Source organism: Chitinophaga sp. ARDCPP14 (genome assembly GCF_051362515.1).
In the GTDB taxonomy this organism is placed as follows: domain Bacteria; phylum Bacteroidota; class Bacteroidia; order Chitinophagales; family Chitinophagaceae; genus Chitinophaga.
Genome location: NZ_JBKIXB010000013.1, coordinates 67109 through 91800 on the forward strand (window position 1 = coordinate 67109; position 24692 = coordinate 91800).

Sequence of the window (24692 nt, forward strand, 5' to 3'; positions counted from 1 at the left end):
ACACCGGTCACTTTTGTGTAAAGCAAGTTAAACCGGGCTGCTGTAATTACACTTCAGTCAGTATCCTCCTGTCAGTTACGCGATCTGTTCCATGCTTCCCGGCTGATTGTAAACCAGTTAAGCATCGTTTCGCCGTCGTGAAAAGTGCCGTCCAGGCTCAGGCCCACCTTCTCTAAAACGCGCTTCGACGCATCGTTGTTTACATCGGCAATGGCATAAATATTTTCCAGCCCGAGCCGGTTAAAGCCATATTCCAGGCAGGCCCGCGCACATTCCGTAGCATATCCCTTTCCCCAGTATTTTTTTATAAAACGATAGCCGAGGTCGTAGTAGTTAACATGGCCGTTGGTAGGTTCTTTTATCAGTTTTAATCCCGCCCATCCCACAAACTGGTTGGTGTCTTTTTCTATCACCGCCCATCTGCCAATACCGTTCTCCCGGTATTGCTGCCGGATAAACTGAATGGCCTCCCGCGATTCTGCTATGGTGCTTACGGGTTTGTTACCCAGGTATAAATGTACCGCTTCATCTGAATCCAGTTCAAACATGCCGGCGGCATCAGCAGGTATCAGTTCCCTTAAAATCAACCGGGGGGTAGATGCGAAAATCTCCATACACGTGTCATTTGCCGCCCAATTTAAAGGAACTATCTATAAGAACAAAAATTGGGAGTACTTACCTGGTCATCAACAGGAAATTACTTCCTGCTTCTGCTTCAGTCGATTTTTTCTGGTACTGGTAAGGAGAGAAGCCTGCAAACTCTTTGAAGGCCCTGATGTAATGGGATTGGTCAGCATAATCATGCTCAAAGGCAATATCAGACAACTTGCTGTAGTTGTTGCTTTTTAATTGCTTCAGGGAATTTTGAAAACGGCATATCCGGGAAAATAATTTCGGAGAGATGCCAACGCCCTGTTTAAACCGGCGCTCGAAACTTCTTTCCGTTAACTGCAACTGCTGCTGTAAGTCCTTTAACGGAATACTGCCGCCGGATGCAATGATCTGCGATAAGGCGAAGTGCGTCACCTCATCGGCAGGCGTGCTGTTTTCATTTATCTGCTTAAATAAAAAGGCAGCAATAACGGCTATCTTCTCTGTTAATGAAGGCGTGTTGCCAAGCCTTTCTGCCAGGTAAAAATCCCTGCTAGCCGACAGTATATCAAGGTCTAAACAGGAATTGGTTAACTCATCGGCATTCAAACCAAAAACAGATTTCAACGCATGCGGATAACAGCACACCCCAATGGAACAGATAGTGCCGGTTACATGCAGCTCCGTATATTTCGTGGTTTGGCCGTACAACAACAAATCAGGCAACTCTTTGTTTTCCTGGTAAAAGGTACCGCTGTCCGACTGCTGGAAAATTAAACCGGGACAACCATCTGCCATTGGCCCGAAAATTTTAGGCACGTGGGCAACATCATTACTCTCCAGCGTCCAGAAATAACGGACGTGGTTTTTAAGATATGCCGGCGGTGGTAATTCCTGGTACTTCATTTTAATAGCAGATGAATTATATTCAAGGTAATAATTTTTAATGATTTCATAATAATCTACTAGATTTGTAGACTAATTACATTCCCCCATGAACATTGCAACACACCGTTTCATCGCCAGCCTGGCATTATTATTAGCTACCAGCATTGGATTTGCACAAAATAAAATAGTTGTTTTCCAGTCGGATTTCGGTTTGAAAGATGGCGCCGTTTCTGCCATGAAAGGAGTAGCCTCCGGCGTATCGCCCGACCTGAAACTATATGACCTCACCCACGAAATACCCGCATACAATATATGGGAAGCCGCCTACCGGCTGGAACAAACAGTTCCCTACTGGCCCACAGGTACCGTGTTCGTATCGGTAATAGACCCCGGCGTAGGCACCAGCCGTAAATCGGTAGTGCTCAAAACAAACAATGGTCACTTTATTGTAACACCAGACAACGGCACCCTCACCCTCATTGCGGCCTCCGAAGGCATCGCGGAAATACGTGAAATCAATGAGGCCGTGAACCGCCGCAAGGATTCGCAGAAATCCTACACTTTCCACGGCAGGGATGTATATGCCTATACCGGCGCGCGACTGGCAGCAGGCGCTATCACCTTTGAAGAGGTAGGACCGGTATTGCCCAAAGAGGTAGTAAAAATACCTTACCAGGCGGCCGTGCTGGAAGGCGGAAAACTGAAAGGCAACATCTCCATCCTGGATGTGCAATATGGTAATGTGTGGACCAACATCACCGCCGATCTCCTCAACCAGCTGCATCCTCAATACGGCGATGTACTGCAGGTAACATTTCTCCATAACGGGAAAAAAGTACATCAAACAGCGGCGCCGTACAGTCAAACTTTTGGCGCCGTACCGGAAGGAAAACCATTGAGCTACCTGAACAGCTTACTGCAACTGTCTTTTGCCCTCAACCAGGGCAACTTTGCCGCTGCCTATCACATCGGAAGCGGTAGTGAGTGGAGCGTGGAAGTAACTTTATCTCCTAAAAAATAAATCGCTACTGATGATAAGATCTTTATACCCTGCCTTTATGCTTGTATTGATCAGCAGCGCCGCCACTGCGCAAAACGCAGCAGATACTATACCGGCCCCGGCTATACGTACTTTGAATGAAGTGGTAACAGTAGGTACCCGCAGCAGTGGCCGCACACGACTAAACACCGTGGCGCCCGTAGATGTTTTTCATCTCTCCAAAATACAAATACTCACACCGCAAAATGATCTGAACCAGATCCTGCAATATATTTCCCCGTCTTTTAACTCCAACCGGCAATCCTCTTCAGATGGAAGCGAGCATATTGATCCCGCCAGCATCCGCGGGCTCGGCCCCGATCAGCTGCTGGTATTGATTAACGGCAAACGCCGCCATACAACCTCGCTGGTCAATAACCAGGGCACCGTTGGTAATGGTTCTGTAGGAACAGATCTCAATGCCATCCCTGCTGCTGCCATCGAACGCATAGAAGTGCTGCGCGACGGCGCCTCTGCGCAATACGGCTCCGATGCCATTGCAGGCGTGATTAATATCATCCTGAAGCAAAACACGCAGCAGCTGTTTGCTGCATTAACCGGCGGCGTTACCTCCCGCGGCGATGGTGGCCTTGGTCAGCTGAGCCTCAACTACGGCGCTGGTCTCGGCAAACAGGGCGGTTATATCAATATCACCGGGGAAGCTTACCAGAGAGGTAAAACTACCCGCGCACAAAATAATAACCTGATCATCTTCGATCAGTCGTCTCTCGACAATTATTTCGCGTACGACTTTACCAATGATCCCGCCGCTTCCCGGAAATACGACGACGATATGCTGAAGCAGAAAGGACTAAAAAGAGATGATTTTAATTTCCAGATCGGCGATGCACAAATAAAGAATGGCGGCGTATTCTATAATTTATCGCTTCCTTTTAACAACAGCAAAAGTGAATTCTATTCTTTTGGCGGCTACAGTTACCGCCAGGGCGAAGGCTTCGGCTTCAGACGCTTACCAAGCGATCCTACCGTAAACGTATATACGATTTATCCGGATGGGTTTCAGCCTACTACTGATTCACGTATCCACGACCGTTCCATCGCCGTAGGACTAAAACATAAATTTGGTGAATGGCAGGCCGACCTGAGCAATACACTAGGCGATAACCGTTTCGACTATGAGGTAGATCATACCGTAAATGCCTCGTTGCAGAATGCATCTCCCACCAGCTTCAAAGCCGGCGGACATGAATTTTTACAGAACACTACCAACCTGGATTTCAGCCGTCGATTTGCAGGCGTGGCTGCCGGCTTTAACCTGGCCTTTGGCGCAGAGTTCAGGGTAGATGATTACCGCATCCGCACCGGGGAAGAAGCCTCCTGGAAAAATTACGCATTAGTGGAAAACCCGGATGGTACCGTGTCTAACCCCTCCGGGCTGGCAGGCGGATCGCAGTCGTTTACCGGGTTTTCACCGGATAATGCCATCCATAAAAACAGGAATAACACCGGTGTTTATATAGATGGTGAACTGGATGTTACCTCCAGGTGGCTGATCAGCGCGGCAGCGCGACTGGAACACTACAGCGATTTCGGAACAGCGCTGAGTGGTAAATTTGCGACGAGGTATAAGATTTCTGATGTGCTCAACGTGCGTGGCGCCGTGAGCAATGGTTTCCGGGCGCCCTCCCTGCATCAGCAGTATTTCAGTTATGTGAGCACGGATATCTTACCGGATAACACGCTCGGTCAATCCGGTTTCTTTACCAACCAGAGCGCCGTGGCAAAAGCATTGGGTATCCCAAAGCTGAAACAGGAAACATCTGTAAACTACAGCCTGGGCTTTACCGCACAGGCCGCCCATAATTTCAGCATCTCTGTAGATGGTTATCTTACCAACATCAAAAACAGGATCGTGTTAACCGGCAGCTTCGGCTTCGATGCCAACGGCGATCCGGTGGATGCCATCCAGCAGATTATCAATCCGCTGGGCGCCAGTTCTGCACGCTTTTTCAGCAATGGTATTGATACCCGTACCGCGGGCATCGATGTGGTAGCCGACTATAATCTCCGTTCCGGTTCCCATAGTTTCAATGCTTCGTTGGGATTCAACTACAATAAAAATAAGATCACCGGCAACCTGCATATTCCCGACGGTTTAAAAGGACAGGAACAGATCTTCTTTTCTCCCAACGACAGTATTCTTATCACGGATGGTACACCACGCGTAAAGGCTAATTTATCGCTTACCTATGGTTATAAAAAATTCAGTGTGTTACTGCGCAATGTATATTTCGGAGAAGTATCCCGCAACAGTTTCCCCTTTGGAGAAGTGCAGGTGCACAAAGGAAAAGTAGTAACGGACCTGTCTTTCAGCTATAACCTGAAACCCGTTACCATAACAGTGGGCGCCAATAACATCCTCGATGTTTTCCCGGACGAACAGGTATATGGCAACAGTTATTTCGGCGTGTTTAAATATGCGTCGGTGCAGATGGGCACACTCGGATCATTTTATTTTGCAAGGGTGGGAATTAATATAAACCGCCGGAATTAGCGTATTTGCCTGTTTTAGGAAGTATATATAATAAGCTGATGCCGTAAATGTCGGGCTGTCGCTTTGTTAAGCTCTTCATATAGGAGCCCCTGATTTCAATAGCGCCGTTCTTCTTTTTGCCAAGCCCGATCCGCATCCCCAGGTTACCTATCGGCCCCACAGCATGCTGGGTAGTAGAATCTGTAAAGCTGCCGCCGTTACGGTCTTTGTACTTTACATTTACAGGACCGTAATGGTAGGCCAGTCCGCCTCCCACAAAGAAACCTACGGAGTTTTTATTATCCAGAGACGAAAATCCGGCGAAGTTCAGGTTAATGATTAGCGGGATATCCACCATACCCCTGGGCTTTGTCCTGGGACCATCATCCTCATTGCGGGTGTAGTAATACACAATATTACCTTCCGCATCATAATACGATTCCATGTTGCTGTCAGATTCCCCCGACCCGCCAACTGATAATGGAATGCCCACCGAAACAGTCATCTTATCTGTTTCCATCACATTATAACGGATGGCATAGGAAAGGCCGAAGCTGGCGATGCTGCCGTACCTGGACGTATGATCAATAAATGTGGAAAACCCTATGCCGTGTACAAAGCGTTGAGAGAAAACCGGTAACCCGGCCATACAGGCAATTGCTAACAGAACAATTTTTTTCATACGGCAGCAGTGGGATTAGAGGTACCGTATAAAGGTAAAGTAAAAAGCTATTGAAACGGAAACCCGCCCCAATAGCTTTTTACAAACTTCTCTTGTGTTATTGTAATACGTCCAGTATCGGATGATCGATGCCCTGCAAGGTGTTTGCAGCGGGCTTGATCAGTTCCAGCACAGTAATTTTATTGCTGCCTTTTTTCAGCCATTCAGCAGGTACATACAAGGTTTGTTGCGGGCCTACCTGCCAGTATCTGCCCAGGTGGTGTCCATTGATCCATACGGCTCCTTTACCCCACTGCGTCATATCCAGGTAGGTGTCGCCGGTAGAGGAAAGCGTAAAGCTGCCTTCTTTCAACACCGGTGCGTCCGTACCGGCAGCGGAAGGCTTTACAGCCGGCTGAACATCAAAGGGCAGTTTAAATTGCAGCCACTGATGAATAGCCTGGCCATTAAATAATACCTGGCCGGCAATACCTTTTTTATTTTTAAGAAGATAGGGGCCAAAATTGATACGCCCAAGATTTTCTACCAGGATATCCAGGGTAACAGTACCGGCTGGAAGCATTACCTCCACACTGTCCTGCGCCAAACGGCGGTCCAGTATAGCCACTCTTTTGCCGTTCACGAACACAATACCGTAATCACGTAGATCTTTTATTTTCAGCAGGCCACTATGCCCACCGGGAACGGTAGTGCGATACAGCACAAATCCATAAGCCTGGTTAAGGTCTTCAAACGTTAACGGATCTACGCTTTTAATGGCCGCTGGCAATTTGCTGAAAACTGCTGCGCTGCGTTCAAAGGTGATCTGTGGGGTGGTGATCACCGGTTTCTTTGCGGGAACTTCCGGTAAAGTTACACCTGCCGGCAGATGCCTGGCTATCACTTCGCGAAACTTCATGAATTTTGGCGTGGCATTTCCTGCTTCATCCAGTGGTGCATCATAGTCGTAACTGCTGATCTGCGGCTCATAAGGGCTCTTATCATTATAGTTTGCGCCATTCATATAGCCACGGGTAGTGCCACCGTGAAACATGTACATGTTAATGGAAATGCCGGCTGCGAGTACACGATCCAGGCGGTCGAGGAAGTTTTCATAAGGAATGGTATGGTGCTTTTGTCCCCAGGAATCAAACCAGGCAGGGTACCATTCTGCAATATAAAACGGCCCTTTGCCATTGTGGTTTTCTCTCACCAGCTGCTTTACTTTTTGCGGATCATCGATGCCGTTTACAGCCGGCAGCAAACCAGGCAAATGCCCTTTGGCTACATCGGCTGCGGGATCGCAGGTGTAAAGCAGCCCGTCGAAACCTGCGTCAATAAACATCTTCCGGTTAATGTCGAGGTAGCTTTTATCATTGGAATAAGAACCATATTCATTTTCTATCTGCACCATCAGGATGTTGCCGCCGTGATTTATCTGCAAGCCCGATAGTTGTTTTCCAACTGCCTTGATGTAATTATTATAAGCGGCGAGGTATTGCGGTTCTTTACTACGTACTTCGAGACCCTTTATGTTCTGCAGCCAGTATGGATATCCGCCAAATTCCCATTCGGCGCAGGCATACGGACTAGGGCGTAACACCACCCACAACCCTTCTTCCTGTGCTATTTTTACAAAGGCGGCTACATCGTTGTTGCCGGAAAAATCATAATGTCCTTTTTCTGGCTCGTGCATGTTCCAGAACACATAGGTGCCTACGGTATTCAGTCCCATTGCCTTTGCCATTTTCAGGCGGTCACGCCAGCTTTCACGCGGCACGCGCAGGTAATGGATCTCTCCTGAAATCATCTGGAAAGGTTTGCCGTCCAGCAGGAAGGCGGAGTCGCCGAGCTGGAAAGTGTGTTGTGCAAACAACTGTATGCTGCACAATACCATTAAAATTACAACGCTTAGTTTTTTCATTATCTACTGTTTATTGCTTAGGTTACCTGTCAATGTAACTACTGACTGTGGCGGAATGTGAATAATGTTACCGGAAATATAGCCTGGCTTTAGGTTTTCCTTTGCGCTGGTGGTATAGCTGCGCATACTGCCTGCTTTTAGCTCCCTGCAGTGTATGTTGGCGTTGGCGGCAGTGCTGCCGTTGTTAATAACTACTATCCGGAGGGTATTATCTTTGTTTTTATAAGCAGACAGATAGAGATTTTTCGACGCTGCGCTATCGCTCATAACGGCCTGCACCCTGGTAGCGCCGGGTCTTATAAACCGGCTGTAGTTACCTAATACCCACATCATTTTGGTATCACGCAGTTGCCCGTCTGTTTTATTTTTATCGATATAAATCAATCCGTCTTTATAATTATACGGCGAAATGGCCAGCCACCATTGCCAGGCAGCGGCATTTGCAATAGTAAGATCGGAGTGGATTACACGCGCCATATAAAGCGCTGCATCCATGCCCAGGTCTACACCGGCGCCATTTATTTCTCCCGCGTTATCTCCCAGTATGCAATATTCCGATTGCCAGAATTCCAGCCCGTTCAGGGCGGTATGCAGCCGTTTTCGTATAGTGGTGGCCGTGTCTTCCGGGGAAGTAGTGAAATAACTATGTGCGGCGATGCCTTTGTATACATTAAGGAGGTTGCCCACGTAAGTCCGGCTCTGCGGATCAAAGAAGGCATTTATCTGTGAGCCTTTGTCCGGTTTGTCTTCCGGGGCATAGAGGTAATTGATTTTTCCTGCTTCTGTAATCAGTATGTTAACCGGCAGTTTTGCTTCGCTGAAAGTTTTACTGATGGCTTTGGTAAAGCCGGCAATCTGTTCATTATTATAAGGGCAGCCTTCCTGTCCGCCATCGCTCCAGTCCCACTGCGGTTCATTTACCGGGCTGATATAGTTAATACTAACGCCCGTGGCTACACGTATTCCCTGCACTACCTCTTTCAGGAAAACAGCGGCAGCAGCGTACTTATCCGGGGAGAGATTGCATTGTCCCTTGTCAGCAAAGGCTTTGCCGTTGCTGGTAAACGCTGCCGGCGGGCTATTCAGGAAACCCAGGAAATCCGTAACGCCGCGTTGTTTTGCCGCCTGTAAAAACCACAACTGGCCGGATTGTTTCTTCCAGTTGTAGGTATGATCCGCCTGCAGAAAGGATTCCGCGCGGCGCCATTCGTCTTTGATGCCACTGTTATCGCCTTGTTCCGCACTGCCGGCGCCGATGTTAAAACGCCACATCGACAGGCCAATGCCTTTGGGCTGGCCGTTGGCGGTGGTATCGGTGCTAAACAGCCAGTCGGCTATCTGGTTACGTTTGCTATCCGGCCAGTTGCCGGTAAACTGACCCGCCCACGCATCCGAAGCCGCGAAGTTGCGGATCGTTTGCGCCGTTTTATGTAGGTCGATGTTTACCTGGATAACGTTACTGTTGCTTTGTTGCGATAATGCAGTATGTAGCGCAAAGCACAGCGGCAGTGAGCAAATGATTTTTTTCATGTTCCTAAAACGCTTTGCTTCACACAAAGCCGCCGGAAAATAGCAAAATGCCCGTTAAATATTTTTCAATTATGATAACCGGCAGGCTAACATAGCAGCTTTGTGTGAAGCGGATGAGTGTTTAATAACCCTTGTTCTGCTCCAACAGGCCATTGGAAGACAGAATTTCTGTTCTCGGAATCGGCAGCCAGTAATTTTTTTCAGCGAACAACCGGCCGGCAAGCGCTACTTTTCTAGTATACGTATATACGCCACTGTTATTAACGCTGATGTTGATGCCGTAAGCAGGAACATTTTCTGTTACAATAGCTGTTCTCCAGCGCCGTACATCATAAAAGCGATGTTCCTCAAATGCCAGTTCTACCTGTCTTTCATGATGAATAGCCTCGCGCATCTGGTCTTTACTCAGGCCAACCGGAAGCACCGGTTGCTGTACACTGGCACGCTGCCGGATCTGGTTAACCGCGGCGTATACGCTGGCATCAGGCCCTGCTGCTTCATTTTGTGCCTCTGCATAGTTCAGCAATACTTCTGCATAACGTAAATAGATCCAGGGCTGTAATCCGGCTACGTCCCAGGGATTATCGATCGGGTTTTTATCGTCCATGAATTTTTTAAGATAGTAGCCAGTTTTAGTGGAGTTCCAGTTGGAAGGGCCATCCTTTCCATCTTTTCCACCGGGAGAAAATGGTTGTACCGTAGATCCCCTGTATGGTGCGCCATTATAAAGGATAGTGGCGTAAAAACGGGCATCCCTGTTCGCATACGGCTGTTGGGCGTTATAGCCGGATGTTGGATCGGTGATCAGTTTACCATTTTTCATTTCATAAGCATCTACCATGTTCTGCAGCGGCGTATTACCTGCCCATCCGCCGTAACCGTTTGGTCCGTTGGATATTTCCAGGCACACGTGGCGGGCGCCTACGGCGTATTGCCGTGCAAAAATGATTTCATTATTATCTGCTTTCAGGAACAACTGGCTGTAGTCTGCTGCCAGGGAAAACTTCGACAGGTTCATCACTGCTTTGGCAGCATCGGCGGCGGCTTGCCAGGTGCCAACGTTGTACAACGGACTTGCTGCATATAATAATAAGCGTGCTTTCAGCGCCATGGCAACGGCCTGGGTAGCCCTGCCGGTCTGCCAGCTGCCGTCGTTGTCAACCGGCAGGTCTGCTGCTGCGGCAGTGAGTTCGCTCACGGCATAATTCATGGATTCCTGCAGGGTGGCCCTTTTAAATAAAGCCGGATCTGTAAGGTCGCTGGTGAGCTGGTACTCTTTATCACCCATCAGCACCACGCCGCCATAGTTGCGGATCAGGTCATGGTACCGGAACGCCCGGATAAAGCGCAACTCTGCGGTCAGCTTTTTACGGAGAGAGGCGCTCATTTCCACGCTGTCAATGTTATTCAGTGCGTAATTACATTCCCGGATACTGCGATAGCTTCTTCCCCAGATAGTACCTGCAATGCCGGTATTTTCCGGTGCAATCTGCCCTTGTTGGATCACCCAGGTATTATCGTCATTGTTATAAATGGATTCGTCGGTGATAGAGCTCCAAAGGCCGTATTCAAAGCCTCTGCCAAAACCCGGATTAGTACCTTCTCCTTCTTTATCCTGTAATTTGATGCTCGTGTACCGGTTGATCACGTAATTCTGAAACAAAGCGGAATCGCCCAGTACGGCGTCGGCCAGGATACGGTCGGTAGGCGTAATATTCAGAAAGTCCTGTTTGCAGGAGGAAAATAATCCTGCGGCAACTAAAGTTAAACTGTATATAAAGTGTGTTGTTTTCATGACTGCTTTTTTTCTGGTTTAGAATCTAACATTTACACCCACATTGATGATCCGCTGCTGTGGGTAAAACTGTCCCCTTTCATTATTTCCTTCAGGATCGTAGTCTTTTACCTTGGTAATGGTGAAAAGGTTAAATGCGTTGGCATACACTCTCAGACTGCCAATATTTATGCGGGACAGAATGTCCGATTTGAACGTATAACCGAGCGATACATTTTTCAACCGCAGGAAAGCAGCGTTGTTGAGCCAGAAATTATTTTGGAAACGGCCGCCATTTACAGAATTAGAAGCGCGTTCATCTACTCTTGGATACGAGCCGCCGGTATTGGTGGGACTCCAGCGGTTATCTGCCCAGCTGCTGTAATAGTTACCAATGGTACCGGATTCAGGTAATACATATTGACTTACATGCGACTGTCCGGCTAATAACACCGACAAATCAAATCCTTTGTAATCACCGCCAAGTATAATACCATAGGTGATTTCAGGAATGTTGCCATACTTTGTTCTTACCTGGTCATCTGCATTAATTTGTCCGTCATTATTCACATCGCGGTAGATCAGGTCTCCCAGTTGCGCACCCGACAGGTGTACGTTCTTATTCAGGTCATCCGCAGTCCGGAATATACCGATCACGTCATACAGCAGGTAATTGTTCATAGGACCACCGGTTTTCCGTTGATAAGACAGTGTGCCGGGGGCTTCATCTATAAATTTGATTTCGTTCTTTGCATAGGTGATGTTACCGGAAATGTTATAGTGAAAACCGCCGCTGGTAGTGTTGTCGTAACCCAGGGTCGCTTCTATACCATTGCTGTTTACCTTACCGATATTTTCAGCAGGTACCAGCGGGAAAGCAGGATCGAATGGATTCACAATGCCGGAAGTCTGCGGCAGCGACGCATTCCGTTGGGTAAGGATCTTGGAACGCTTCTGCTGGAAGTAAATGAACTCCAGGTTGAAATGTTGCAGGAAAGCCATATTAAAACCCAGGTCCATTTTCCGCGCAATCTCCCAGGTGATATACGGGTTGCCCAGTTTGGTAAGATCAATGCCAGAAAGGATCTGGCCACCGGTTACGTATTGGTTTACGATGGAGTAGTTATCGAAATACTGGAATAAACCCACATTGTCATTTCCCAGGGTACCATAAGAGCCGCGCAGCTTCAGATCATTAATAAAACTTACGTTTTTAAACCACTCTTCTTTTGAAACGCGCCAGCCGGCAGATACGGAAGGGAAAAAGCCATACTGCTCGCCTTTCGGGAAAATAGAAGAACCGTCGTAACGGGCCTGTACTTCCAGCAGGTATTTTTCCATATAGTCATAGGCAATTCTGCCGAAATAACTTTTTCTCGTAAAACTGTAACTGGTGCCGGAATTGTTTTTATCCGTGGCAGCAGATCCTCCCTGCGACATCTCAGGCGTTTGCGGCGTTGGGAAGTTCAAGCGGATCGCACCTAAGGTATCCTGGTCAGTTTTGCTTTGCTCATAGCCAACAAGGGCCGTGATATTATGCTGGCCAAAACGACGGGCAAAGTTCAGCTTAATATTGCTGGTGATCAGCGTCATGTTCCGCTGCTGCTGGGCAAGTGAAGCCAGTCCGTTGGAACCGCCTACCACTGTTTTATCGTACGATTGTGTAGTCTGGTTATAAGTGTATTCCTTATAAGGAGTGGCGAAGCTTTTATTGGAACTCCAGGATTTATCAGCCGATAAGTATCCGTCCAGCGACAACCCTTCTACACCCGGTATGGCATACGATCCTTTCAGGATACCATTAAATACCTGTGTAGGATTGCGCGCAGTACCACCGGCGTCAGTTACCTGCATCACCGGGTTATTGTTTTCAATACCGGTGGTAGGCAATCCGTTCGGATACCTGTCCAACACGGTAGGATAAGCACGGTAAATACCCCGGAAAATGTCATCTGCACTGGTAGTAGGGTAAAGGCGGTCTTCCTCCCTGCCCGATAAATACAGGCTTACCTTTAATCTCTTCGTTACATCTGCATCAATATTTGACCGGAAATTATACTGGTTATATTTGGTCACCCCGCTTTTATACAATCCATCCTGGCTGATCATGCCAAGTGAAACATAATAACGCACATTTTCACTGCCACCATTTACGGAAAGACTATGTTGGTTTTGGGTGGCCACTTTCTTTAAAGTAGCTTCCTGCCAGTCGGTATTCGGGAAATTCACCGGGTCTGACCCGTCACGGAATTTCTGGAGTTGCTCGTCAGTATAAAACTGGTTCATACCACCAGCAGGATTATTATAATATTGGATTTCATTCCTGATCTGCGCATAAGTGGCAGCATCGGCCATTTTGGGCAAGCGGCTGGGAGATGAAAATCCCTGGTTAAAGCTGTAATTGATCACCGGTTTGCCGGTTTTACCCCGTTTAGTAGTGATCAGCATTACGCCGTTGGCGGCCCTGCTACCATATACCGCGGCAGATGCATCCTTCAATATCGATATGCTTTCAATATCATTGGGGTCCAGCCGTTCCAAACCACCTATTTGTCCGGGTACGCCATCTACTACCATCAGCACATCATTGTTGCCGGTAGTGGCTAGTCCGCGGATAGTAATGCGGGAACCATCCTTTCCCGGCTCGCCGGAGCGGTTGTTGGCAATAACCCCGGAAAAGCGGCCGGTGAGAGCATTGGACACGTTCGGCTGTGGACTCTGCAAAATATCAGCTCCTTTTACCACGGAAATAGATCCGGTCAGCGTAGCTTTCTTTTGAGTGCCATATCCCACTACCACTACTTCATTTACACTTTTGCTCAGGGATGTCAATGCTATTTTTAAGGGAGACAGGTTCTTTACAGGCACCGTCATCGCTTCATAGGCGATGTGGTTAAATATCAGGGTATCACCCGGTGCGGCGTTAAGGGAAAATTTGCCCTCCGCATCTGTCAGCGTACCAGTAGCTTTATTTTTTACACGTACTGTAACACCGGGAACAGGCTCACTGGCATCGGTTACTTTTCCCGTAATGGGGGTTTGTTGTGCCTGCACGTTCATTCCCATCAATAATAAGGTGATTGCCAGCATAAGTTGAAAGAAAGGTTGGCGCCGTAATAGGACAAACACCTGATGGTCCGTTCCGGATTGAAGTTGTTTCATAACGCAATAATTTAAATTGGAAGAGTGGAATACCCATTTTGGTTGCATGGAAGATGTGCGCATCTTTTCATGATACCCGCAATGTACTATGCCGGGCAGACATCATAGAGGGGGTAAATCATTTAAAAAAGGGGGTAAAATCGTAAAATATTACAGGGGTATTTCCCCCGGGCGTCTTGCCCGGAAGATATCGAAAGCGCCAACCACGGCTATTTATAGGGATTTACCCCTCTGTTTCGGTGACATTGAAGTCCCGGTTAAAGGAATGGCGGTATTTTTTTACATAATCGGAAGGGTTCATCCCAAACAGTTTTACAAACTGTTCACGGAAATATTTGACATCACCAATGCCCACCTGCATGGCTGCCTGCGTAATGGTGTAGTTTTCCTTGAGCAGCAAAACGGCTGCCTTCCGGAGGCGGATGGACCGGATAAAGGAATTGATGGTTTGACCGGAAATGGATTTTACCTTTTTATACAAACTGGAGTGGCTCATCCCGATTTCCAGGGTGAACTTTTTAATGGAGAACTCCTCGTTTTCGAGGTTGTCTTCAATGATCTCTATGCACCGTTTCAGGAAGTCCTGGTATTCGGCAGGTACCTTAATATTGCTGTTTTTGAGGGTGATGCGGTCGAAGAAGTACTGCTGCAGCAGGTTTCGGTTCTTGATGATGTTATTCACCTTGGCCATCAGCAGGTCCTTGTCAAATGGCTTGGTAATATAATCATCTGCCCCGCCTTCCAGGCCGCGGAGCCGTGTATCCGATGCGGAAGACCCGGTAAGCAGGATCACAGGGATATGACTTACAGTGTCCGTTTGTTTGATTTTACTGCATAGCTCCACCCCGTCCATACCCTGCATCTGGATGTCGCTGATCACCAGGTCGGGCATAAATTTCTGAACCGCGGCAAACCCGCTGGTACCATTGTCAGCTTCATATACAATAAATTTGTCTTTGAATAGCTGCCGGAGATATTGCCGTATTTCATCATGATCATCAATCAGCAGGATCGATTTCTTTTCGGTAATCGTGGTAGTCGTCCCTTCTGCCTCGGGAACTTCCGGTTGAGGCAAGGCCGCAACAGTGGTGAGTTCTTCGAGGAAAGCAGATTTCTGAGGTGCATTTTCCCTTAGCAGCACACCGGCAAAATGTCCGCTTCCCTTTTTCAGGGTGATATGGAAAGCGGTGCCTTTGTTGACCTCACTTTGGTAGGCAATACTGCCATGATGACTGTCGATGAAACGCTTTACCAGGTAAAGGCCAATACCAAAGCCTGTTTGCAGCGACTCCTTCCGGTCCTGCGCCCGCTGGAATTTTTCGAAGATCCGGTTACCGGCGCTTCCTTCAATACCACAGCCACTGTCTTTTATGACAATCGTAACCCGTGCGTCATCACTGGTTACTTCAAAAATGATACTGCCGTTTTCGGGGGTGAATTTAAACGCATTGGAAAGAAGATTAAATACAGCGATTTCCAGTTTCTCACTATCGCCATATATTTCCAGTTGCGTATCCCGGCATTCAAAACGGTAGTCGATCTGTTTCATCCTGGCCTGCTGGGAAAAGCACTGGTATACTTCGTTGCACAAGTGCACAATATCCAGCCGGGAGATGTTCAGCTGATCGCCCTCCCGGTCGGCTTTGCGGAACAACAGGAGCTGGTCCACCAGGCTAAGCAGACGCCGGGCATTGCGGTATACCACGCTGAGATCAGGATATTCTTTATTTTGCAGGAGTTCCTTCAGCGGGGTAATGATCAGCGTGAGCGGCGTCCGGAACTCATGGGAAATATTGGTGAAGAAGGATAATTTCTTCTCATTCAACTCTTTTTCTTTTTCATTTTCAAGATGCGCCAGCTTGATCTCATATTTCAGCCTTTCTTCCCGCGCCTTATACCGGGTGTAGGCATAAATAGCGGCCATAATGCTGCTAATGTACAGGAGATAAGCCCACCAGGTCCGGTACCAGGGCGGCAATACCACCACTGATACCGTGTGAATGGCATTGCTCCACACGCCGTCGGCATTGCTGGCTTTGATCTCAAAAACATAGCTGCCTTCCTGCAGATGCGTATAGTTGGCGGTTCTGGTTTGCCCCACATAGTTCCAGTTATTATCCCACCCCTGCAGGCGGTACGCATAGCTGATTTTATCCGGTAAGGTATATTCCAGTGCTACAAAGTCAAATGCAATGGTGGCCTTATCATAAGGCACGGTAATTTCCCGGATCTCTTCCTGGCTTCGTTTGGATACATATTGATCCAGCTCCGTCACGGAAGTATTATTAATTCTCACGGCGGTTAATAAAACCGGGGGAATTGTGGTTTGAGAATAAATACTATCCGGGTAAAAAATATTGAATCCTTTGATGCCACCAAACAGGAATTCCCCGGATTGTAATTTCAGGGCGGCATTAAAACTGAACTGGTTGCTCTGCAGTCCATCGGAAGCAGAGAAGTTGCGGAAACTCTTTTTCTTCGGGTCAAACCGCGATAAACCATTAAATGTGCTAAGCCAAAGATTGCCGGTTTTATCTTCCAGCATCCGCAGTATAGAGTTACTGGGAAGTCCTTCTGAGGTGGTAAATCGTGTATAATTTCCGTTTTTGCGGTCAAAGTTCAATAATCCGCCACCATCGGTGCCCACCCAAAACGTTCCGTTCTGGTCCTGGTGGATGGAGCGCACCGTGTAGCCAATGTTGAAACGCCGGTGCTGTTTCCGGTCACGGTCTATCCGGATAAGGGTGGAATAATTGCCTCCCCACAGCTGGCCATCCCTGTCTTCTGCCAGGCATTGCAGGTTTACCAGACTGCTGTCGAAAAGTTCAAAACGGTTTTGCTGCCGGTTAAACAGGTACAGGGTGCCGTTGTTGGTGGTGCTGGCCCAAAGTTGTTGCTGCCGGTCTTCATACACGGTCCACACATTGTTTTCGGCAGTGCGGGTGTAAGGATTAAAACATACAAAGTGTTCAAAAGTGCCGGTGGCAGCGTTATACCTGTTTACGCCGCCAAACCAGGTGGAAATCCACAGGTTCTGCCGGGCGTCCTGGATAATGGAGGTAATAAAGTTGCTGCTGATATCCGTATTACTGTTGCCGGTATGTTTATAGGTGGTCCAGGTATTGTTTTCCCTGTTCCAGTATTTAAGCCCTCCGCCATCAGTACCTATCCAGATATTTTTGTGGTTGTCTTCACAAAAAGAGAAGATAAAATTGTCCACTACGCGGGCCACCGGGTCCCTGTTGGGCATATTAAATTCAAACGGGTTGCGTTTGGGTTCTACAATGTTGATGCCGCCACGCAGGGTGCCAATCCATTTGCGGCCCTGACGGTCTTCATAAATGGAATACACGGCATTGCTGCTCAGTTGTTGTTCGTCAGCGGTGGTAAAGGATTTGGCGGTACTGTTGGCGGTATTCACCAGGTAAATACCATTACCATCCGAGGCGCTCCACATGGTCCCGTCCTTATCGATGTACAGGCTAACGATCTTGCTGTTTACGGGTAGTACATTTTCTGAATATTTGCCGGTGGCAGGAACGTAGCGGAATACCCCGGCATCTGTACCCAGCCAGATGTTGCCGGCTCCATCTGCCGTAAGGCAATTGCCCCTGCTGATATCCCTGTTGATGATGGTCAACTGCTGTCTCGCAATATCATATTTGCACAAACCTACATGTTGTACAAATACCCAGGCTGCAGTTCCGCTGAATTCAATGGCGGTTACTTCATAATCGGTAACATCGCCGTGGTACATTGTTAAGGGAATCTGTTTACCGGCAGATTGCCGGCTGTTAAACAGCAATAACCCGCTTTTTTCGGTGCCGATTAAAATATTGCCGGTTTCATCTGATTTTATGGTATGCGTATTTTCGCTGATGATCCGGGAAGTGTTGCTGTGAAGGGGCAGGTAGCGCGGCAGTGTGAATTTTTCGCTCACCGGGTTGAAAACACAAACGCCTCTTCGCCCGCCTACCCATAACTGGTGATGGATGTCATCGGCCAGGGTGTATACACCATTATCCACGAGGGAACTGCTGTCATTAATTTTATTCCGGTAGATCCTGAATTTATAGCCGTCAAACCTGTTTAGTCCGTCGTAAGTACCAAACCACATAAAGCCTTTGTGGTCCTGGTATACACTGGTAACGGCATTGTTGGAAAGACCGTCCTCTATACCCAGGTATCTGATGGGGTAACCAATAGCGAAGCTATCTCCCGTTACCATTCCTAACAGTAATAAAATAAAACAAAATTTCCTCACATGGTGCATAGGCTCATTTTAACAGCCATAAAGCTATTATTTCTGCCAGAGATTACCACCATCAATCTTCTTACTGATTTAACTCTTCTACTGTTTGCTTTACCCGGTAAATTCTTCCTTTCCATATTTTCCACTGGAAATAGGCCTGTACACCAACAATGATAACGAGCGGGATCAATGTCAGGTACTTTTGCTGCGTCCAGCGAATGCTGGCAAGAAAGAATGCAAAGATGCCCGCAAAGGCAAGGATTTTTGTGAAGATGGTAATCAGCGCGTACTTCCTGATATTGTACAATTTTTTTCGCATGCTCTCCAGCAGGTTGTATTCCACCGCAGGACTGCGGGCCAATACATACCCTGTAACACTTTGTGCCAGCATACATAATACCGATACCACCAACAGCAGGTTCAGGTAATATGGTTTTTTGTCGCCGTCAAAAAAATCATAGTATACGATCAGGAAAATACTGTATCCGATGGCTTCCAGTATCACCTGTTTTCTAATATCTTTTAATACGGGAGAAGTGTGTTTGCCAATGATAGCGGAAATGTCCCGGTCAGGGGTGGGAGCGTTGTCCCATGCTGATTTTAAAGGATCCATGTGTTTATAATTTTAGAATATTTTTGATCTTGCTTTTAATCCTGTTAAGTTTTACGCCCACATAATTTTCATCTATGCCAATAATATCTGCAATTTCCTGGTAGCTCATATCACCGAGATACAGTGCAATGATGGCTTTTTCTGCATCACTCAGTTGTTTGAGTGCGGCAAAAAGCTGTTCCTGTTGTACTGATGCCGCCGCATTGTTAGCGCTGTCGGGCAGTTCCGGCAAACTATCGGTATAGGTAATATCGGGTTTCTTCCGGCGGAAGTCGGCCAGCGCGGTATTGAGTGCCACCCGGTAAATCCAGGTGCTGATGCGGGCATTGCCTTCAAAAGAAGGATATGATTTCCAAAGCTGGTAGATCATCTCCTGGAACAGGTCTTCCCTGTCTTCCCGGCTATCGCGGTACAGGCGGCACAACTTATGCAGGATGCCCTGGTGCTGCTGTATGGTATCGAGAAATGCGGGTTTGTCCATGCAGGGTATTTATCAGGGTTAGTTGCAGGATGCGGAAAAAACTTACACTTTCACAAAGAAATTATTGATCCGTTACCAGATCACCTTGTTCACCGTAGCCCAGTTGCGGGTAGTACAGGGAAGCCCGAGCTTTTTTTCCAGTCGCGTAATGACATCGAGGGGTTTGGTTTCCAGGTCTTTCCGTATAAGGGTATACACTTCGCGGCCGTTCATATGCAGGGTTTCCGCGGCCGACTGCAGCGAGGCGATCACGGATGCGGCATGTGCGCCGGCGTCGGCAGAAAGGAAGGTGATGTACACCTGCGTGGTTTTATCCGGGATAACGCCGGGGAACGGGGTGAGTTTCACCACGTTTTCCAGTTCGGGCACCGACCGGATAATAGTGGGCACTTCAAAACCATAAGTAGTGAGCAGCAGCTTTTCTATTTTTGCAGACAGCGCCGCCGCATTATTGCTGCCGGATTCAAACATCACATTGCCACTCTGGATATAGGTGCTTACATTTTTGAAGCCTGCGGTATCCAGCTGCCGGCGCAGATCTTCCATTTTAACGGTTCGTTTCCCAACGTTTACTGCTCTTAAAAATGCAACGTATCTGGCCATGTGGTTTTCAACTTTACTTTGTATGTTTGTTTTATCATGCACTATCTACAAATCATCCACAAATTATACAACTTACCGGAAGATGCCAATCACGGTTATACAGCCGCAGAAATAGCCGCGCTGGAAGCCCGCTTACAGCTTCAATTACCGGCAGCATTGCGGCAATACTATCTTGCTATAGGTAAAAACAAAATGGTGAACGATAGTTTTAACCGTTTAACTTCCCTGGGAGAAATTGGTTTTTCGGAAGATGATCACCTGATTTTTTATGAAGAGAATCAGGCGGTGGTACTGTGGGGCATTGCCAAAGCAGATCTCGCGTTGCCGGATCCGCCGGTATTTGGTACCTACGACAGTGCCCGGCAGGAGTGGTTTACCGACGCCGATACAACGGAACATTTCCTGTTATCGATGGCCTGGTGGAATGGCGCGCTGGGTGGACTTCCATACACGGCCTTCACTGACCTGGAAGAAGACCTCACGCCGGAACACATCGCCGCCGTTACTACAAACTGGCAGGAGCAAACCGGTATTTCTAACCAGCTGCTACGTTTCTTTACCAATGATTATGAAGATATCCTTGTGCTTACCACCGAGCAGAACGGGCAGGCGAATGGTGCGTATATTGGTACCAGCCGGAAAGAAAAGTATAAAGCTATTATGGATACGCTCCACATGGAATGGAGTTACCGCATAGACCGTGATGAATAAGTAACCCACCAATACCATCCCACGGTAAACAGGATGCCGTAGAAAACGCCGCCCAGCGCGGTGGCCAGGTAATCCATGCCTTTACAGTCGATATGATGAAAGTACTCATTCACCAGTAACATTAATCCGCTTATTACGGCCACGGTAATCCAGAAGCGTGCTTTCAGCTGCAGTGATACTTTCGGGAGATTATTCACCCGCGGAAGTTTCAGAAAGAAATATAACATCACCAACAGCCCTGCTACAGAACTGAGGTATTGCATCAGGTACCACATTTTCATGGGATGATGCCATACCGTTACATCTTTTTGTAAAAAAGATATGTATGACACAAATCCGCCTTCTTCATGCGTAAACGCATCGAGGAAGAAATGCGTGAGTATGCCCAGTATAACAGAATAGATCACTACGCCGTAATGTTCGCGGAAGTAGGTATCCCAGTTAAACGGCCTGAACAGATGCAGTCGGTCGCTGGCCCACGCCGGCAGGTAAGGAAGCACTACCGGTTTTACGATAAGATGATAAACATACGCGAGCAGTAGGGCTAACGGTATATCATATACGAAAATTCCCCACCACTGATGTCCGCCACTGAAGTACGGATTCAGTAAAATGAAGTAAAGAAAGTCGGGTACCATACTGCCGATGATTAAACCGGTTGCTGACAGGTATTTGCGGGAGGTATTTACAAAGGGGACAACTATCGCTGCATGTGATATCGTAAATGGCATTTTCGGGAATTGTCTAATAAATTTAATTGAATTTTAATAAATCTGGTAAGGAAATGTTAATGTTATAATCGTCCACCATTTCCGGTAAAATGTCCAACGTCATTGCTGTGATTTACACTTATTTTTATTGAGTCTTTGAAAACATAAAAAACAATGTGCTATGACAAACTGGAAAATTGATGAATCACACAGCGAAATAGGATTCAAAGTTAAGCATCTCATGATTACGAACGTGAGTGGATATTTTACACGGTTTACCGGGAAAATTCAAACAGAGAGCGATGATTTTCGTGATGCTACGATCTCTTTCGAAGCGGCAGCAGATAGTATTGACACGCAAAACCATCAACGGGATGAGCACCTGCGCAACGGCGAATTTTTTGACGCCTCCAATCACCCCAAGATCAGCTTCGTTTCTAAGAAAGTGAAGAAAATTGATGACGAGAAATACAAACTGCTCGGCGATCTCACTATTAAAGGCGAAACACATCCTATTGAACTGGATGTGGTGCATGCGGGCGTAACCGTAGATCCTTACGGTCAGACCAAAGCCGGTTTTGCACTCAAGGGCCGCCTGCACAGGGCCGACTATGGTCTGCGCTGGAATGCCACCACCGAAGCCGGGGGGATTGTGCTCAGCGACGAAGTGAAACTCAACATGGAAATACAACTGGTGAAAGAATAGCTTTCCCTGCAACGTATAATGGCGTGGAGAAGAAGGGATTTCCCTTCTTCTCCACGCCATTTTGTTAAAAAAGGAAAGCTAACAGCTATTGGCTATCTTTGTGCTTTCCAATGATGTCACATGAAATTTGAACAATATAATATCTCCTCAGAAATAAAGGAAAGTTTAGAAGAAATGGGCTTTAAAAAGCCTACAGATATACAGTTTAAGGCCATTCCTTCCATCCTCAACGGGGATGATGTAATGGCGATCGCACAAACCGGTACCGGTAAAACAGCGGCTTTTGCCATCCCTATCCTGCACCGCCTGCAACAGCAGGACCGCCGCTCCCGGAAAAATAAGTACGAAGTGAAGTGCCTGGTAATGGTGCCCACACGGGAACTCGCCATCCAGATAGCAGAAGTTTTCCAATCTATCGCCCAATATACAGAACTCAGCATCCTGGCCCTTGTAGGCGGGGTTGAGCAAGCTCCCCAGATCAGGGTGCTGGAAAAGGGCGTGGATGTACTCATTGCCACTCCCGGCCGGATGTTTGACCAGATTAACCAGGGACATATTGACCTGAGCCAGGTGCAAACCCTGGTACTCGATGAAGCCGATCATATGCTTGATTTGGGCTTTATCCGTGATATCCGCGATGTAATCAAACACATTCCCCGCGAACACCAGACCCTGTTTTTCTCCGCTACGCTGAATAAAGACATTAAGGACCTGGCATATTCTGTCGTAAATAATCCCATCCGCATACAAATATCTCCCAAAGATCCCGTTGCCAAAAATGTGAGCCACGCAGTAGCCTTTGTGGAAATGGATGATAAACGTTTCTTCCTGGAAAGACTGATCAAGGAATTTCCTGAAAGCAAAATCCTTGTATTTGTTCGTACCAAAGTACGGGCAGAACGCGTAATGGCCGCTATGGCACGTATCGGGATCAAATCCCTCACCATGCACGGTGGCAAAGAGCAGGGCGACCGGCTCGATGTAATGGCAGAGTTCAAAAATGGCGATATAAAAGTACTCGTTACCACAGATGTAAACGCCCGCGGCATCGATATCCCCAATGTCGACTATGTGGTAAACTACGACCTGCCTGATGTCCCGGAAAATTATGTACACCGTGTAGGCCGTACCGGCCGTGGTGTGCAGAAAGGTCAGGCCGTTTCCTTCTGCAGCACAGAAGAGAAACCGATCCTGGATGAAATTCAGAAATTCCTCGGTAAGGAAATCACTGAAATGAAGATCAATAAGGACGATTACCGCGAAACCATCAGCTTCTCTGAAGATATTCCCAATGACAACTGGCAACTCCTGCTGGATGAGCACAACAAGGAAATGGAGGAAGTGCAGAAAAAAGTGAAGAAGAGAGCGGCGGCGAATGTGAAGAAAAAAGCGAAGAAGAAATAAAACGATCTTAAAAAGCTCAGAAAAAAGCTATTCCGGAAGGAATAGCTTTTTTTCTGAGCTTAAGTTGGCATATTTTGTCAATTTTTCTGTAATTTCAAGGATGAAGATCATAGAAAAATCATCCGGGATATCTATAGATGTTTTGATTCAATTGATTGAAAAAGAAGATTTTAAAACGATATCACGGGAACGGTTTTTATTTGATTGGAAGAAGGTGGTTAAGGGTGGCGAAGTTTATAAACTGGTTTTGCCAGATCATAACATTCTGGGATTGGTATGTTTGATATGTTATGCCGTGGAAGAACGGGTAGAAATAAAATTATTGGAAGTTTCCAGACAATATGTAGGAAAAAATGGCCCGTATGAAGGAATTGCGGGTTGTATGATAGCCTTTGCCGGCCGCACAGCACTCGCTAAGTATGGACCTTATGCTTGTGTTTCGCTGGTTCCAAAAACTGCATTGAAAAAACACTATATGAAAAAATATGGTATGCTCGATGCCGGCTGGCAACTTTATCTCGATATGGACGCATTAAATAACATTGTTGCAAAATATACTTTATGAGACAGAAGAAATCAAGAAACGAAAAATCTCCAGATGAGTTGGCATCTTCTTTTGTCTTCCCGGTTAAGCTCTCTGAAAAGCAAAGAAAGGAAGCGGCAGTACAGCTGGCAATGGCCAGGGAAAAAAGACGGGCGGCTGCAACAGATAAGGATAAGCTTATCAGCGGCTTATTAAGTCTGCGTTTTCAGCTCGAAGATTATATAAATGGCAATACTTTTAATCCTGATTTGTCATTCGGATATTTCCTTGGTGAATATGTTGGCTTGTTAGAGAAGAAACGGAAGGTATTTGCAGAAGAAATCAGTATTGATGAAACCTTGTTGAGCCAGTTAATCAATTTGAAAAGGGATCCGCCTGATTATGTGACAGTAAGATTGGAATTGCACTCTAACCGGGCCATTCCCGCCGATTACTGGTATCGGCTAGTGGAAAAGAAAAAAGAACATTTTATTAAAACAGATAAATCTATCAGGAAGAAGGAAAAGCAGTTTGTACAGAATAAACTGAATGTCCATATTTAGTATCATCAACTAAAAAACGGTCCCGGCTTACACCGGGACCGCTACTCAAAAACACTATCTAAA

Annotated in this window: 19 protein-coding genes; 7 read left to right on the plus strand and 12 right to left on the minus strand. The window is 47.1% G+C overall.

Annotated features, from left to right (window positions below):
- Nucleotides 1–71 precede the first annotated feature (71 nt).
- Both ACLHR0_RS27470 and ACLHR0_RS27475 read right to left on the minus strand, forming a co-directional pair.
- Nucleotides 72–614, minus strand: a complete 543-nt coding sequence (locus ACLHR0_RS27470) for a GNAT family N-acetyltransferase (protein ID WP_429044340.1) — start codon at nt 612–614, stop codon at nt 72–74.
- Between the two features lie 61 nt (nt 615–675).
- Complete coding sequence (locus ACLHR0_RS27475; RefSeq protein ID WP_436490952.1) at nt 676–1497, minus strand: DUF6597 domain-containing transcriptional factor; 822 nt, start codon at nt 1495–1497, stop codon at nt 676–678.
- Between the two features lie 88 nt (nt 1498–1585).
- Between ACLHR0_RS27475 and ACLHR0_RS27480 the strand changes: the two genes are divergently transcribed.
- Together ACLHR0_RS27480 and ACLHR0_RS27485 are read left to right on the plus strand one after the other, a co-directional pair.
- Entirely contained in the window at nt 1586–2500 is a 915-nt protein-coding gene (locus ACLHR0_RS27480) for an SAM hydrolase/SAM-dependent halogenase family protein (RefSeq protein WP_436490954.1), read from the plus strand.
- A 10-nt stretch (nt 2501–2510) separates the two neighbouring features.
- Nucleotides 2511–5033 carry a TonB-dependent receptor plug domain-containing protein gene (locus ACLHR0_RS27485; protein WP_436490956.1) on the plus strand — a complete coding sequence of 841 codons (2523 nt, stop codon included), beginning with the start codon at nt 2511–2513 and terminating at the stop codon, nt 5031–5033.
- Here the strand turns inward: ACLHR0_RS27485 and ACLHR0_RS27490 are convergent.
- From ACLHR0_RS27490 to ACLHR0_RS27530, 9 genes are all read right to left on the minus strand, one after another.
- Nucleotides 5011–5694, minus strand: coding sequence for a hypothetical protein (locus tag ACLHR0_RS27490; protein WP_436490958.1), 684 nt, complete (start codon nt 5692–5694; stop codon nt 5011–5013). The genes ACLHR0_RS27485 and ACLHR0_RS27490 overlap by 23 nt on opposite strands.
- A gap of 97 nt (nt 5695–5791) precedes the next feature.
- The gene (locus ACLHR0_RS27495) at nt 5792–7597 is read right to left on the minus strand and encodes a beta-galactosidase (protein WP_436490960.1); all 1806 of its coding nucleotides are present in this window, start codon (nt 7595–7597) and stop codon (nt 5792–5794) included.
- A 3-nt stretch (nt 7598–7600) separates the two neighbouring features.
- Complete coding sequence (locus tag ACLHR0_RS27500) at nt 7601–9127, minus strand: glycoside hydrolase (RefSeq protein ID WP_436490961.1); 1527 nt, start codon at nt 9125–9127, stop codon at nt 7601–7603.
- Between the two features lie 121 nt (nt 9128–9248).
- Nucleotides 9249–10922, minus strand: a complete 1674-nt coding sequence (locus ACLHR0_RS27505; RefSeq protein WP_436490962.1) for a RagB/SusD family nutrient uptake outer membrane protein — start codon at nt 10920–10922, stop codon at nt 9249–9251.
- 18 nt (nt 10923–10940) lie between these two features.
- On the minus strand, nt 10941–14063 hold the full coding sequence (locus ACLHR0_RS27510; RefSeq protein WP_436490964.1) for a SusC/RagA family TonB-linked outer membrane protein: 3123 nt from the start codon (nt 14061–14063) through the stop codon (nt 10941–10943).
- Nucleotides 14064–14286: 223 nt separating this feature from the next.
- Nucleotides 14287–18336 (minus strand): hybrid sensor histidine kinase/response regulator, encoded by a 4050-nt coding sequence (locus ACLHR0_RS27515; RefSeq protein WP_436490966.1) that lies wholly within the window; start codon nt 18334–18336, stop codon nt 14287–14289.
- 61 nt (nt 18337–18397) lie between these two features.
- Nucleotides 18398–18928: a hypothetical protein gene (locus tag ACLHR0_RS27520; RefSeq protein ID WP_436490968.1), complete on the minus strand. Its 531-nt coding sequence runs from the start codon at nt 18926–18928 to the stop codon at nt 18398–18400.
- A gap of 4 nt (nt 18929–18932) precedes the next feature.
- Nucleotides 18933–19409, minus strand: coding sequence for an RNA polymerase sigma factor (locus ACLHR0_RS27525; RefSeq protein ID WP_370911035.1), 477 nt, complete (start codon nt 19407–19409; stop codon nt 18933–18935).
- A gap of 72 nt (nt 19410–19481) precedes the next feature.
- Entirely contained in the window at nt 19482–20012 is a 531-nt protein-coding gene (locus ACLHR0_RS27530) for a DUF1697 domain-containing protein (RefSeq protein WP_429061824.1), read from the minus strand.
- A 36-nt stretch (nt 20013–20048) separates the two neighbouring features.
- Here ACLHR0_RS27530 and ACLHR0_RS27535 point away from each other — a divergent pair, with 36 nt between their 5' ends.
- Nucleotides 20049–20723, plus strand: coding sequence for an SMI1/KNR4 family protein (locus ACLHR0_RS27535; RefSeq protein WP_436490971.1), 675 nt, complete (start codon nt 20049–20051; stop codon nt 20721–20723).
- Here the strand turns inward: ACLHR0_RS27535 and ACLHR0_RS27540 are convergent.
- On the minus strand, nt 20699–21454 hold the full coding sequence (locus tag ACLHR0_RS27540) for a DUF4184 family protein (protein ID WP_436490973.1): 756 nt from the start codon (nt 21452–21454) through the stop codon (nt 20699–20701). The genes ACLHR0_RS27535 and ACLHR0_RS27540 overlap by 25 nt on opposite strands.
- Nucleotides 21455–21614: 160 nt before the next feature.
- On the opposite strand from ACLHR0_RS27540, the gene ACLHR0_RS27545 reads away from it, so the two are divergent.
- From ACLHR0_RS27545 to ACLHR0_RS27560, 4 genes are all read left to right on the plus strand, one after another.
- Nucleotides 21615–22139, plus strand: coding sequence for a YceI family protein (locus ACLHR0_RS27545; RefSeq protein WP_370911031.1), 525 nt, complete (start codon nt 21615–21617; stop codon nt 22137–22139).
- A 120-nt stretch (nt 22140–22259) separates the two neighbouring features.
- The gene (locus ACLHR0_RS27550; RefSeq protein ID WP_429044374.1) at nt 22260–23543 is read left to right on the plus strand and encodes a DEAD/DEAH box helicase; all 1284 of its coding nucleotides are present in this window, start codon (nt 22260–22262) and stop codon (nt 23541–23543) included.
- A 100-nt stretch (nt 23544–23643) separates the two neighbouring features.
- Nucleotides 23644–24108 (plus strand): hypothetical protein, encoded by a 465-nt coding sequence (locus ACLHR0_RS27555; RefSeq protein WP_436490975.1) that lies wholly within the window; start codon nt 23644–23646, stop codon nt 24106–24108.
- Nucleotides 24105–24629, plus strand: coding sequence for a hypothetical protein (locus ACLHR0_RS27560; RefSeq protein ID WP_436490977.1), 525 nt, complete (start codon nt 24105–24107; stop codon nt 24627–24629). The genes ACLHR0_RS27555 and ACLHR0_RS27560 overlap by 4 nt, the downstream gene beginning before the upstream one ends.
- Nucleotides 24630–24692: the final 63 nt, after the last annotated feature.

Coding starts and splice junctions, on each gene's coding strand:
- ACLHR0_RS27475 (WP_436490952.1), bottom strand. CDS start 1,497: ATGAAGTACCAGGAATTACCACCGCCGGCATATCTTAAAAACCACGTC.
- ACLHR0_RS27550 (WP_429044374.1), top strand. CDS start 22,260: ATGAAATTTGAACAATATAATATCTCCTCAGAAATAAAGGAAAGTTTA.
- ACLHR0_RS27470 (WP_429044340.1), bottom strand. CDS start 614: ATGGAGATTTTCGCATCTACCCCCCGGTTGATTTTAAGGGAACTGATA.
- ACLHR0_RS27495 (WP_436490960.1), bottom strand. CDS start 7,597: ATGAAAAAACTAAGCGTTGTAATTTTAATGGTATTGTGCAGCATACAG.
- ACLHR0_RS27540 (WP_436490973.1), bottom strand. CDS start 21,454: ATGCCATTTACGATATCACATGCAGCGATAGTTGTCCCCTTTGTAAAT.
- ACLHR0_RS27560 (WP_436490977.1), top strand. CDS start 24,105: ATGAGACAGAAGAAATCAAGAAACGAAAAATCTCCAGATGAGTTGGCA.
- ACLHR0_RS27555 (WP_436490975.1), top strand. CDS start 23,644: ATGAAGATCATAGAAAAATCATCCGGGATATCTATAGATGTTTTGATT.
- ACLHR0_RS27500 (WP_436490961.1), bottom strand. CDS start 9,127: ATGAAAAAAATCATTTGCTCACTGCCGCTGTGCTTTGCGCTACATACT.
- ACLHR0_RS27525 (WP_370911035.1), bottom strand. CDS start 19,409: ATGGACAAACCCGCATTTCTCGATACCATACAGCAGCACCAGGGCATC.
- ACLHR0_RS27485 (WP_436490956.1), top strand. CDS start 2,511: ATGATAAGATCTTTATACCCTGCCTTTATGCTTGTATTGATCAGCAGC.
- ACLHR0_RS27545 (WP_370911031.1), top strand. CDS start 21,615: ATGACAAACTGGAAAATTGATGAATCACACAGCGAAATAGGATTCAAA.
- ACLHR0_RS27515 (WP_436490966.1), bottom strand. CDS start 18,336: ATGCACCATGTGAGGAAATTTTGTTTTATTTTATTACTGTTAGGAATG.
- ACLHR0_RS27520 (WP_436490968.1), bottom strand. CDS start 18,928: ATGGATCCTTTAAAATCAGCATGGGACAACGCTCCCACCCCTGACCGG.
- ACLHR0_RS27530 (WP_429061824.1), bottom strand. CDS start 20,012: ATGGCCAGATACGTTGCATTTTTAAGAGCAGTAAACGTTGGGAAACGA.
- ACLHR0_RS27535 (WP_436490971.1), top strand. CDS start 20,049: ATGCACTATCTACAAATCATCCACAAATTATACAACTTACCGGAAGAT.
- ACLHR0_RS27490 (WP_436490958.1), bottom strand. CDS start 5,694: ATGAAAAAAATTGTTCTGTTAGCAATTGCCTGTATGGCCGGGTTACCG.
- ACLHR0_RS27510 (WP_436490964.1), bottom strand. CDS start 14,063: ATGAAACAACTTCAATCCGGAACGGACCATCAGGTGTTTGTCCTATTA.
- ACLHR0_RS27505 (WP_436490962.1), bottom strand. CDS start 10,922: ATGAAAACAACACACTTTATATACAGTTTAACTTTAGTTGCCGCAGGA.
- ACLHR0_RS27480 (WP_436490954.1), top strand. CDS start 1,586: ATGAACATTGCAACACACCGTTTCATCGCCAGCCTGGCATTATTATTA.